The sequence below is a fragment of the Dongia sp. genome, assembly GCF_041905885.1.
GTDB lineage: Bacteria > Pseudomonadota > Alphaproteobacteria > Dongiales > Dongiaceae > Dongia.
On sequence record NZ_JAYRKD010000002.1, the window covers coordinates 129,834 to 141,568 of the forward strand.

Sequence of the window (11,735 nt, forward strand, 5' to 3'; positions counted from 1 at the left end):
GCGGCGCCTATTTGTAGTGGACGCGGCGTTCCAGGAAGCGGAACTGGAACACGGTCAGGCCGATCACCAGCAGCATCAGGATGATGCTCTGGGCGGCGGCGCCGGAATAGTCGAGGCCTTTGAAGCCGTCGAAGAAGATCTTGTAGACCATGAGCTCGGTGGCGCGGTCGGGACCGCCCGCCGTCATCAAATCGACGATGCCGAAGCTGTCGGTGAAGCTGTCGGTCAAGTTGATGACGACCAGGAAGAAGATGGTCGGCGTCAGCAGCGGCACCTGGATATCCTTCACCCGCCGCAGCAGGCCGGAGCCGTCCATCGCCGCCGCTTCGATCAGGCTCTTCGGAATGGCCTGCAGGGCGGCCAGGAAGAAGATGAAGTTGTAGCCGATGTATTTCCAGGTATAGGCGATGACGATCGCGACCATCGCCTGGCCGCCGTTCAGCGCCGGATTCCACAGCCCTGGCCAGAGGTGATTGACATAGGCCATGAAGCCGGCCTCGGGCGCCAGGATGAAGCGGAAGGCGACGCCGAGCGCCGGTGCAGCGATCGCGTAGGGCCAGACCAGGATCGTGCGATAGACGCGAAAGCCACGGAGCTCGCGGTCGACCAGCAGCGCCAAGGCAAGCGCCACCGCCATGGCCAGCGCGGTGGCGGAGAGGGCGAAGACCAGGCTGGTGAGGATCGAGTTCCAGTAGACGGTGTCGCCGATGAGATGGGTGAAGTTGGCGAAGCCCACCCACTGGTTGCCGCCGCCCCAAGGCTGCTCCAGCGTGAAGGCCCAGTAGAGCGCCTGACCGGCCGGCCAATAGAAGAAGGTGAAGATGAGCAGGACCTGCGGCAGGACCAGCGCCATGCCGAGCCACTTGTTGGTGAAGAGGGTGCGCTTTTCCATCGCTCAGCTCGCGCCGGCGGGTGATTCGCACCCCCACCCCGACCCGCCCCCGATTCGGGGCCGGGAGCGCTGCGGCACGAGTCTCTTTTCTTCCCCCTCCCCCGAATCGGGGGCGGGCCGGGGTGGGGGTGAGAGACGTTGCAGGATCAGCACGCCGCTTACGGCAGCTGCTTGCCCTTATAGGTCGCTTCAAAGCGGCGCAGGATGCTGTTGCCGCGCTCGACCATCTGGTCGATGCCTTGCTGCACCGGAACCTTGTTCGAGAAGATCGCCTGCCAGCCGTTGGCGACCTCGTTGCGGATCTGCAGGAAGCCGCCGAGGCGGGTGCCGTGGGTCTGCGACAGCTTGTCGGACGCGGTGAGACTGGCGATTGCGATCTCGCGGCCCTGATATTTCGGATCCTGATAGAAGCCCTTCTCGACCATGAAGTCGTAGCCGGTCTTGGTCACGGGGATGTAGCCGGTGACGGTCGACCAGAACAGCGCCTGCTCCGGCTGCGCGATGAAATTGAGGAAGGCGGCCGCCGCCTTGTATTCCTCTTTGGTCTTGCCCTGCAGCACCCAGAGCGAGGCGCCGCCGACCAGCGAGCTCTTGCGCTCGACGCCGGCATAGGTGGGGAGCATGGCGACGCTCCAATGCATGTCGGGCGCAGCGGTCCGGCCGATGCTGCCGTGGTCGCCGACCGAGGTCAGGATCATCTGGCAATGGCCGGAGGCGAAGGCCGGCACCATCTCCTCGCCGCTTTCCTTGCTCTTGATCACCGCGAGGCCCTGGTCGTACCAGGACTTCAAGTCGGTCACGTAGTTCACGAACTTGGTCTTGTTGAACACCAGCTCGGCGTCGAGGCCGCCATAGCCGTTGTCCTTGGTCGCCAGCGGCTGGTCGTTGACGGCGGAGAACTGCTCCAGCAGCTGCCAGCTCTCGTCGGCGCTGATGTTGAAGCCGAACGGGCATTCGTAGCCGGCGGCCTTCAAGGCCTTCATGTCCTCGGCGGCTTCTTCCCAGGTCTTCGGCGCCTCGGTCTTGCCGATCTTCTGGAACGCATCCTTGTTCCAGTAGAGCAAAGCGGTCGAGGAATTGAAGGGGAAGGAATACATCTCGCCCTGCGACGTTGCGTAATAGCCGCGGATGCCGGGGAGATAGTTGCTCCAATCGACCTTGTAGCCTTCGTCGGCCATCAGCTTGGAGGCCGGGACATAGGCATCGGAGAGCATGAGGTCGAGGGTACCGACGTCGAACACCTGGACGATGGTCGGCTGCTGGCCCGCGCGATAGGCCGCGATCGTGTTCTGCACCGCGCCGGCATAGGTGCCCTGGCTGGTGCAGACGATCTCGTAGTCCTTCTGCGAGTCGTTGAAGTGCTGGCAGACTTCCTGGACGCGCTTCGAGATATCGCCGGAATTGCCGTACCAGAAATCAATCTTGGTCTTGCCGCCGGCGATCGCAGTGGAAGCGGAGAGCGCCAGCAGCGCGACGGCGCCGGTAGCGCCCATGGTAAGGCCAAGCGGCCAGGAAGCTTTCATGCCACACCCATCATTTTGGTTTGGATCGGCGCGCGAGTCCGGCCGATCGACCCGACCGTCTTCACACGGCCGCGATGATGAAGCGTGAAAGCTGCGGTGAAGCTTCTATGAAGCTTCGGCTGCGCTGAGGTGACCCTGTTGGGAAAGCGTGGTGTGACCGGAAGTATAGCGCGGCGGCACGTCGGTATGGGCGAGGATCGCCTCGACCAGCGCCTCAGGATCGTTTTCCGGGATGAGCGTGATGCCCAGCTTCGGCAGGATGCCGCAAGCCGGCGTCGCGATCACCGGAACGCCGGCGGCGAGCGCCGCGAGCAGGCTGCGCGGCTGCTCTTCGACCAGGCTCGGCTGCACCACCAGGCCGGCTTCGCGCAACCAGTTGAGATCGGTGCGGGTGGCATGGCGCACCGGCAGCCCCGACCAGAAGCCTTCGCCTTCCAAGTCGCTGCCCAGCAGCACCACTTCTAGATCGAGCTTCAGTGCCAGCGCGCGCACTTCGTAGGCGCCCTTGCGCGCGATGCTCGGGCCCGGGAAGACGATCGAGCGGCGCTTCGGCGTGCGCGGCGTGCGCAACGCACTCGGCATATGCCAGTCCAGGAGCTCGGCCTTGCCGGGAAACTGGCTGGCGACCAGGGCATGTGGCGTCACGATGCGGTCGGCCGCTTCGAGCGCAGCCTTCTCCGCCGCGACCACGTCGGCCGGCGCGCGGAAATCGGCGAGCGTCGCGCGGTCGGGATGAGCCTTGGCGGCGCGGTCGAGTCGCGACTGCAGCTTCTCCATCGGCATCCGGGTCATCAGCACGGTGACGCGGCGCCCGCCGAGCACGCCCATCTTCCAGAGGAAGGGCAGCAGCGACTGCGCGACGCAGACTTCGGTCACATCCGGCGTCAGGGTTCTTGCCAGCCGCTTCGCCACGGCTTCGCAGCGTTGGAGCTGCGCGGCGACACGCCGGCCATTGGCGGCGTGGCGGCGCCCGCGCAGGGAATGGATCAGGCTGGTGAGGGTCGCGGTGACCGGCCGGTCGAAGCCTTCGGTGGACCAGGCGTAGCGCGGCTTGTTCCAGCGCTGGCCATCCAGCGGAACCCCGATGCGATCGCCCGGGGCGCGCCGCTGCTCCACATAGGCGCGGAACTCCGGCCAGGCTTCGTCGAGCAGGAAGGCGGTACGACCGAGCACGCGGGGGGCTCCCAGTTTCTTCAGCGGGTCTTCGTGGCGGTGGCAGCCGGTCTGGCCACAGGATCCACAGTCATTGGCCGGGGTGAGCGGCCGACGGTCGAGATCGACATCGACATCGAGCACCGGCGTCAGGATCGAGGCCCGCTGCGCGCGGCCGTAAAGCTGAACCGTGAGCCGGGCTGCGCTCAGACCGACCTTGAGCTGCAGCGCCTGCGGCGCGCGGAAGCGGAGATCGACATAGTTCCAGGCCACCGTCGCATCGCGGCCGAGCTGTGCGGCCGAACCGGGCACCGCACGGGAATGGGCATGGCGTTCGAGGATCGGGCAGCCGGCTTTCAGCGCGACCTCGAACAGCGCGTTGGAGATCTGGCAAAGACCGCCGCCGGTCGAAGCGACCATGCAGCCTTCCTTCAGGATCCGCCCGGCGACGAAGCCGCGGGCGCGGCTCGGCTTGCCGAGCTGCTTCCAGAAGCTGAAGATCTCGCCGGCCGGGATCACCACCCCGTCGAAATGCCGCGCGGCACGGCGCAGGTTCTCGACCTTGCCGAACTGCAAACCGGCTTCGCTCTGTCGCGGGTCGGACCAGAGCGGCGTCACCGACTCGGCCAGCAGGACCGGCAGGATTTCACACTGCTCCCGGCCGAGCTTGGGCACGGGGTGGAGAATATCGGTCAGGCGCCGCTGCGCCCGCAGGCCGGCGGCTTTCGCTGCAAAGATCAGCCCTGAAATACGGGTCGGTTGACGCCAGTTCTCATCGGGCCGCAGCTGTTCCGGTCGCGTGATCGAGTTCATGATCCCTTTTGGGCATATGGGGACGGGCGCGCCCAACGGGGCGCGGTTCCGTGGAGACCATGGCCTTGTCGCGCCCGGGCGTCACGCGGTTCGCGGGGGGTCTGTGTCCTGCGTCACGTCGACTTCATCACAGGGGCGGCATCCCTGTAGAATCTATAGGTCCCGCGCCCGCTTTGCTTGGATATATAGAGCGCGGCGTCGGCATGCCGGATCAGCTCGTCGGGCAGGATGCCGTCGGCCGGAAACAGGCTGATGCCGACGCTGGCGCCGATCCGCGCGATATGCCCGCCGGGCAGCTCGAAGGGTTCGGAGAGGCGCGCGATCAACTCCTTGGCGAGCGCCGCGGCGCGATCGCGATCGCTGAGCTGCTCGAGCACGATCACGAATTCATCGCCGCCGAGCCGGGCCAGCGTGTCGGCATCGCGCAGCCGCTCGCGGAGGCGGTTGGCGACGGCGATCAGCAGCGCATCGCCGGCCGGATGGCCGAGCGTATCGTTGACCTGCTTGAAGCGATCGAGATCGAGGAACAACACCGCGCCCAGCCCCTTGTCGCGGCGGGCGCGGCTCAACGCGTGCTCCAGCCTGGTCAGCAGCATCAGCCGGTTCGGCAGGCCGGTCAGCGCGTCGTGATGCGCCAGGTGCTCCAGCCGCTGTTGCGAGCGCTTCCACAACGTGATGTCGGAGAAGCTGCCGACGTAGTTCGCGATCTCGCCCTGCTCGTCGCGCACCGTGCTGATGGTCAGCAGCTCGGGATAGATCTCGCCGTTCTTGCGCCGATTCCAGATCTCGCCCTGCCAGTAGCCGACGGTCCGCACCGCCTCCCACATCGAGTCATAGAAGGCCTGGTCGTGGCGGCCCGACCGCAGCAGCCGCATGGTGTTGCCCAGCAGTTCGTCGCGGTCATAGCCGGTGATGGCGCTGACCGAGGGATTGGCCGCGAGGATCCGGCCGTCCGGGTCGGTGATCACCACGCCTTCCTGGGTGTTGTTGAAGACCGCTGCGGCAAGCCGTCGCGCCTCGTCGTCGCGCCGGCTGCCGGTGACGTCGCGGGCGAAGCCGTGCCAGACCGTGCCGCCGTCGCTCGCGCGCTCCGGAGTCGCGCAGGCCGCGATCCAGATCAACCCCTTGGTCGGATGCTGCAGCCGGAAATGCTGCTCCCACATCGTCAGCCGCTCGGCGGAAGCATGCATCGATGCGAGCAGGCGCGCCCGGTCATCCTCGGGCATGGCGGCGAGCAGCGGCGCGGCATCGGCCTCGACCGTCGCCGGCGCGAAACCACAAAGCTCGGTGAGGCTGGGCGCGGCATAGGGGATGGAGAGCGTGCCGTCCGGCGCCAGGCGGAAGGCATAGACCGTACCCGGCAGGGTCGCGGCGATCTTGGCCAGGTAATCCCGGACGCCGCCTTTCGGTCGTACCGCGTCTGGAGCCATGTCGATCGGCTTATGCTCGCTCATCCTGTTCCCACCCCGAGGGACAGGTTCCTTGGTTACGGCTTTGCGGCGAATCATGCAACCGAAGTCGGATGATGACTCAAACCGTCAGGCGGCGCCCGCCTGGTGCTTCGGCTTGTCGAAGTGGACGGCTCCGTTCCGGCCCAGGGTCTGGAACAGGTCGTCCGCCGGCAACGGACGCGAGAACAGGAAGCCCTGCACCGTGTCGCAGCCCTTCTGATCGAGAAAGGCGAACTGTTCCGCCGTCTCGACACCTTCTGCGAGCACTTCCAGGTTGAGGTGCTTGGCCAGGCCGATGATCGCGGTGGTGATCGCGATGTCCGCGGGATCGTTCGGAATGTCGGTGACGAAGCTCTTGTCGACCTTCAGCTTGTCGATCGGGAATTGCTTCAGGTAGGCCAACGAGGAATAGCCGGTGCCGAAGTCGTCGATCGCAAGCCGGATGCCGAGCGCCTTCAGCGCCGACAGCTTCTCCAGGGTCGCTTCGGGCCGCTCCATCAAGGCGCCTTCGGTGATCTCGACCTCCAGGCACTGCGGGGGCAGGCCGGTTTCCTGCAGCACCGCGCCGACCCGCTCGGCGATGTCGGGCAGCTGGAACTGCCGCGGCGATAGGTTGACGGCGATGACTTCGATCGCAACGCCGCGGTCGCGCCAGGCCTTGCACTGTCGGCATGCGGCGCGCAGCACCCAGTCGCCCAGCGGCACGATCAGCCCGGTCTCCTCGGCGAGCGGGATGAAGCGATCGGGCGGAATGAGGCCGGCCTCGGGATCCCGCCAGCGCAGCAGCGCCTCGACGCCGATCAGCCGGCGGTCGTCGACCGCGATCAGCGGCTGGTAGTAGACCACCATCTCTTCGCGCTCGAGGCCGCGGCGCAGCCTGGCCTCCAGGGCGAGCCGTGCGTTGGCGGCTTCGGTCAATGCGGCGCGGTAGAAGCGGTAGGTTCCCTTGCCGTGCTCCTTGGCTTCATAGAGCGCCGTATCGGCCTGCTGGATGAGCTTGCTGGCGACGGCGGCATCGGACGGGAACAGGCTGATGCCGATGCTGGTGCCGATATAGACGACATGGCCGCCGTCGAGCTCGAAGGATTCCGCCAGCCGCTCGATCAGGTTCTGCGCGACCGCGGCCGCGTGTTCCGGACTGTCGATGCCCTCCAGCACCACCACGAACTCGTCGCCGCCCAGCCGTGCCAGCGTGTCCGAGTCGCGCAACCGCGCCCGCAGGCGTTGCGCCACATGGATCAAGAGCTCGTCGCCGGCCGGATGACCCAGGCTGTCGTTCACGTTTTTGAACCGGTCGAGGTCCAGGAACAGGACCGCACCGGTCTCTCCGTGGCGCCGCGAGCGTTCCAGCGCATGCTCGAGCCGCGAGAGCAGCAGCAGCCGGTTCGGCAGGCCGGTCAGCGGATCGTGATGGGCAAGCTTGTGCAGCTCGTCCTGCGAGCGTTTGATGTTGGTGATATCGGAGAAGGTGCCGACATAATTGATGACCTCGCCGGCGTCGTTCCGCACCGTGCTGATGGTCAGCAGTTCCGGATAGACCTCGCCGCCCTTGCGCCGGTTCCAGATCTCGCCCTGCCAGAAGCCGGCGGTCGAAACCTTGTGCCAGAGGTCCTTGTAGAACGCGGCGTCATGGCGGCCCGACTGCATCAGGCGCATGTTGCTGCCGCGGAGCTCGGCCTCGTCGTAACCGGTGATTGCGCAGACGGCGGGATTGACGTTCAGGATGGTTCCGGCGGCGTCGGTCACCACCACGCCTTCCTGCGTGTGGCTGAAGACGGCGGCGGCCTGGCGCTGGCGCTCCTCGGCGCGCCGCCGCTCGCTGATGTCGTTCATCGCCAGGACGATGAATTGCGGCGCGCCGGTCCGGGCCCGGACCAGCGACAGCGTGAGGTCGACCCAGAAGGCGCTGCCGTCGGGGCGGTGAATCCGGCGCTCGACATGATGGCTTTGGATTTCGCCATCCAGGAGGCGGGCCAGCGCGGCGGAATCTTCCTCGCGGTATCTGGGTTCGGTGATCTCCGCCAGGTAGGCGTCCGATAATGCGCCGCGGCCAAGGCCGAGGCAGATGCAAAAGCGCTCGTTGAAGCGCAGCAGGCGGCCGTCCAGCCCGAAATGCGCCAGCGCGGTCTCGGCCTGATCGAACGTCGCCTCGAAGCGAAGCTGCGCCGCCGCCGTCTCCTGGCGCTGTTGCACCTCGATCATCGCGGCCTGCAGCCTTTGCCGCTGCCAGACCAGACCGCCGATCGCCACCGCGAACAGGACCGCGGCAATGGTCATTCCGGCGGTGAAGGCGGCGAGGCGATCGACCGACCGCAAGGCATCGGCCGCATCCACCTTGGTGAAGACAAACCACGCCGTGCCCGGCACCGGCAAAGCCGCGGCCAGCACTTCGACGCCGCGATAGTCGGTGCCTTCGACCGCGTCGACTTGGGTCAGCAGAAGCTTGGCAGTCGGCAAAGCAGGATCATCGAGCGGAAAGCGCATCTGCAGGGCGCTGTTGGGCCGGTCCTTGAGATCGTTGAGATAAACGAGGTCGCTGCCCTCGCGGCGCACCAGCAGCGCCTCGCCGCCGGATTCGGCGGTCGGCCAGGATTCCAGGAGCGGGAACAGGGATTCTTCCGGGGTGAGCTCCACGACCGCGAGTATCGGCCCGAGCACGGTGGCGCGGCGCGGCGTCGTTATCTGCGCGACGAAGCCAAGGCGAATGCCATCGACGCCGTGGGGACGATAGAGATCGACGGTTGCGACGCTGCCGCTGGCGAAGGCGGCATCGATGGCCTGGCGCAGCCGGGCGCCGTCCAAGGTGGGCTGGCCATCGCTCAGCAGCACCGTGCCGTCGGCGCGAAGAATCTGCGCGGAGGTGAAGCCGTAGGTGCTACGCAGGCTGGAGAGGGCGCCGACCAGGGTGTCGCTGTCCGCCGGGGCGCCGGCGATGAGCCAGCTGTTCAGGACGGTGCCGGCCGCGGTGTCATGGGCGAAGGCAAGGACATTGGTGCGCCGCTCCTGGAGCCAGCGCTTGATCGCGCTCACCTTGAGGTCGGACACGGTGCGAAGCGCGTCGCGCTGGTCCTGCTTCAGCGCCTCGGCGCCGCTGCGGTAGGCCAGGGTGCCGATCACGGAAAGGGTCAGAGCGATGGCGGCCAGGAAGATGACCAGCGACTCCCGCCGCAGCTTGGTCGGCACCGCGCTCGCCGGTTCGGCCGGGCGGGCGCCGCGCGTGACATGGCGAAGGAGCAGGACCAGGGCGACGCCCGAAGCGGCCACGAAAGCAAGGCCTTTCAGGCTCGCCACGGGCGATGCCGCATACGCATCGCCCACCAGCAACGCCAGGAGATGGTCGGACAGCAGAATCCAGAGGCTGGCCAGAATGACATAGCCGGCGGTCACCCCGAGAATGAAGCTGTTCCGATTGCTGAGGCGCATTCCCGATCCCTGGCAGGCCCGATGCCTCGCGAGGTGGCGCACTGCGACGGCCACCGACCGCGATCCCAGACATAGGCTAACAGTCTTAGGTTAAGCACTCGTTACTGGTGTATTCCGAAGAATGAATTCTACCAGCTTCGCGCTGACGCCCGGGGTGCGGCGCGCCCGAAGTCGGGGTCTATCCGATATGGCGGCCCGGCAGCGCATTCGTGGTTTCCCGCGTGCAACTCGGCGTCCTTCGTTGCGTTGGGCCGATGCAAGCGCGATGGGGCCTCCAGCGCGCATCAGCAGGAGAACGACATGCGGTGCACGGCGTCACGCGCGATGCTGGCGGCTGGCTTTTTGGCAGCCGCCGCGACCCTCCCCATCGGCAGCGCGGATGCCGCGCCGGTCCAGTTCGGCAACAGCTACTACGAATACGTCACCCATGAAGCCGTCTCCTGGGATGACGCCAGCACCGCGGCGAGCGCTTCGACCTTCATGGGGGTCAACGGACATCTCGCGACCGTAACATCCTCGGCCGAGAACGACTTTCTTCTCGGTCTCGCGCCGACCCCAGCCTTTCCGCAGGCCGTATGGCTGGGCGGGGCGGTCGATAGCCTGGGGACGGCTCGCTGGGCGGTCGGTCCGGAAGCCGGACAGCTCTTCACCTTCAGCAATTTCGGCGGCGCCGAGCCCGATGACGGGCCGAGCAACGTCTACATGAACATCGGGGCGACCATCGCCGGCATTCTGGTCGGGCAATGGGGCGATGCCGCGGGCGGGCTCAGCGGCGGCAGCAGCGGCGGTGGCAGCAGCAGCATCGGCTACTTCGTCGAGTATCAGGTGAGCGCGGTGCCGCTACCGGCGGCCCTGCCGCTCATGCTGACCGGGCTGGCGGGATTCGGCGCTGTCGGCTGGTGCCGCAGGCGGGCGCTCGGAAGAGTCGTCGCCGACTGAGGCTGCGTCCGAAGCGGTTGCCTCGGATGGGCCGATACACTCGATCGCCAGACACTTGTTGACGGTCTTGCCGTTGTCACTCAGCGGAAAGACCGCATAGTCGAATCCGATCCAGGACTGGTCGCCGGCATAGAGCGCGGTGCGGCCGAAGACCGGCGCCCGGGTGGCCACCGACTGGCGATATGATTCTTCGATCCCGGATTCCGCCAGCGACGGCACCGCGCCATGATCGCGTCCGGTGAAGTCCTCGCCATGCCAGCGCACCACCGCGGTGCCGACCAGCCGGTAGGAAATCCGGAACGGCGCGGCGGTGAGCTCGGTCAGCAGCAGATAGGGCAGGAGCGGGCGGATCTCCGCCGGCTCGATCGCGCTGCGCGGCGGTGGCACGACATCGTTGCACTTCGATTTCCAATAGTCGTACAGCGCGCGGATGCGCGGGGATCTTACATCGTCGAGAGCGGCGGAGCTTTGATGTGGCGGCCGTTCGAGCGCGTACATTCTGGACGGGGTAATCTGAAAATCGTTGTGAGACCGCGCCTTAAGCTATCAGCGTTTCACGCCGATTGCGACGAGACGGTGTTCCCAAACTTTGACCGATGAGACAAGTTTCCGCGCGGCACCCAGCGCGTCATGCCCGGACTTGATCCGGGCATCTTTTTCCGTGGAGAAGCAGATGGGAAATCAGCCGTTCAGCTTCTCGATCACGCCGTCGAGCTGGTCGAGGGAACTGTAGTGCAGGACCAGGCGGCCGCCTTTGCCGTCGAACTGCACCTCGACCTTGAGGCCGAGCTTCAGCGAGAGATCGCGTTCGAGCGCGCGGGTGTCGGCGTCCTTCTCCGCGCCCGCGCCGGCCGAGCCCTTCTTCTTGGCGGCATCCGGCTTCTGCTTCTTGGCCAGGGCTTCGGCCTGGCGGACGTTGAGGTCCTTGGCCACGATCTCGTTGGCGAGCGCGATCGGGTCGGCGGCGGTGATCAGCGCCCGGGCGTGGCCGACGGTGAGCTTGCCTTCCGAGATCAGGTTGCGCACCGCTTCCGGCAGGGCGCGCAGCCGCAGCAGGTTGGCGATCGCCGAGCGGCTCTTGCCGATGCGCTCGGCCAGGGTCTCCTGGGTGTATTCGAACTCCGCCATCAGCCGCGCGTAGCCTTCGGCCTCTTCGAGCGGCGTCAGGTCCTCGCGCTGGACGTTCTCGATGAGCGCGATCTCGAGCGTGCTGCGGTCGTCGAGACTGCGGACGATGATCGGCACTTCATGGAGCTGCGCCAGCTGCGCCGCGCGCCAGCGGCGCTCGCCGGCGACGATCTCGAAATGCCCGCCGAGCTTCTCGTGCGGGCGGACCAGGATCGGCTGCAGGATGCCGTTCTCTTTGACCGACTGCGCCAAGGCCTTGAGCTCGTCCGGCGAGAATCTCCCGCGCGGCTGATAGCGACCCGGATGCAGGAGGTCGGTCGCCATGCTGCGCTGGGGCCCAAGATCGGCGGGCGTCTCTTCGCCGCCCAGCAGCGCCGAGAGGCCGCGGCCGAGATGCGGTTTCTTGGTCATCGC

General features: G+C 66.7%; 8 protein-coding genes. 1 reads left to right on the forward strand and 7 read right to left on the reverse strand.

Annotation, left to right across the window (positions count from 1 at the left end; all coding sequences use genetic code 11):
* Window positions 1–7: 7 nt before the first annotated feature.
* From ACH2CY_RS02435 to ACH2CY_RS02455, 5 genes are all read right to left on the reverse strand, one after another.
* Complete coding sequence (locus ACH2CY_RS02435) at window positions 8–892, reverse strand: ABC transporter permease subunit (protein ID WP_395015530.1); 885 nt, start codon at window positions 890–892, stop codon at window positions 8–10.
* A gap of 158 nt (window positions 893–1,050) precedes the next feature.
* On the reverse strand, window positions 1,051–2,415 hold the full coding sequence (locus ACH2CY_RS02440) for an extracellular solute-binding protein (protein WP_395015532.1): 1,365 nt from the start codon (window positions 2,413–2,415) through the stop codon (window positions 1,051–1,053).
* Window positions 2,416–2,520: 105 nt separating this feature from the next.
* The gene (locus ACH2CY_RS02445; RefSeq protein ID WP_395015535.1) at window positions 2,521–4,380 is read right to left on the reverse strand and encodes a VanW family protein; all 1,860 of its coding nucleotides are present in this window, start codon (window positions 4,378–4,380) and stop codon (window positions 2,521–2,523) included.
* A 113-nt stretch (window positions 4,381–4,493) separates the two neighbouring features.
* Entirely contained in the window at window positions 4,494–5,834 is a 1,341-nt protein-coding gene (locus ACH2CY_RS02450; protein ID WP_395015537.1) for a diguanylate cyclase domain-containing protein, read from the reverse strand.
* Between the two features lie 84 nt (window positions 5,835–5,918).
* On the reverse strand, window positions 5,919–9,254 hold the full coding sequence (locus ACH2CY_RS02455) for an EAL domain-containing protein (protein ID WP_395015540.1): 3,336 nt from the start codon (window positions 9,252–9,254) through the stop codon (window positions 5,919–5,921).
* Between the two features lie 300 nt (window positions 9,255–9,554).
* Between ACH2CY_RS02455 and ACH2CY_RS02460 the strand changes: the two genes are divergently transcribed.
* Window positions 9,555–10,193: a VPLPA-CTERM sorting domain-containing protein gene (locus ACH2CY_RS02460; protein WP_395015542.1), complete on the forward strand. Its 639-nt coding sequence runs from the start codon at window positions 9,555–9,557 to the stop codon at window positions 10,191–10,193.
* On the opposite strand, the gene ACH2CY_RS02465 is transcribed toward ACH2CY_RS02460, so the two are convergent.
* Together ACH2CY_RS02465 and ACH2CY_RS02470 are read right to left on the reverse strand one after the other, a co-directional pair.
* A complete protein-coding gene (locus ACH2CY_RS02465) occupies window positions 10,095–10,691 on the reverse strand; it encodes a PAS domain-containing protein (RefSeq protein ID WP_395015544.1) in 597 nt (198 codons plus the stop codon). The two genes, ACH2CY_RS02460 and ACH2CY_RS02465, sit on opposite strands and share 99 nt — an antisense overlap.
* A gap of 183 nt (window positions 10,692–10,874) precedes the next feature.
* Window positions 10,875–11,732, reverse strand: coding sequence for a ParB/RepB/Spo0J family partition protein (locus tag ACH2CY_RS02470; protein ID WP_395015545.1), 858 nt, complete (start codon window positions 11,730–11,732; stop codon window positions 10,875–10,877).
* Window positions 11,733–11,735 lie beyond the last annotated feature (3 nt).

Bases quoted from the DNA above. Each gene is read 5' to 3' on its own strand.
- ACH2CY_RS02470 (WP_395015545.1), bottom strand. From the start codon at position 11,732: ATGACCAAGAAACCGCATCTCGGCCGCGGCCTCTCGGCGCTGCTGGGC.
- ACH2CY_RS02455 (WP_395015540.1), bottom strand. From the start codon at position 9,254: ATGCGCCTCAGCAATCGGAACAGCTTCATTCTCGGGGTGACCGCCGGC.
- ACH2CY_RS02445 (WP_395015535.1), bottom strand. From the start codon at position 4,380: ATGAACTCGATCACGCGACCGGAACAGCTGCGGCCCGATGAGAACTGG.
- ACH2CY_RS02460 (WP_395015542.1), top strand. From the start codon at position 9,555: ATGCGGTGCACGGCGTCACGCGCGATGCTGGCGGCTGGCTTTTTGGCA.
- ACH2CY_RS02465 (WP_395015544.1), bottom strand. From the start codon at position 10,691: ATGTACGCGCTCGAACGGCCGCCACATCAAAGCTCCGCCGCTCTCGAC.
- ACH2CY_RS02450 (WP_395015537.1), bottom strand. From the start codon at position 5,834: ATGAGCGAGCATAAGCCGATCGACATGGCTCCAGACGCGGTACGACCG.
- ACH2CY_RS02440 (WP_395015532.1), bottom strand. From the start codon at position 2,415: ATGAAAGCTTCCTGGCCGCTTGGCCTTACCATGGGCGCTACCGGCGCC.
- ACH2CY_RS02435 (WP_395015530.1), bottom strand. From the start codon at position 892: ATGGAAAAGCGCACCCTCTTCACCAACAAGTGGCTCGGCATGGCGCTG.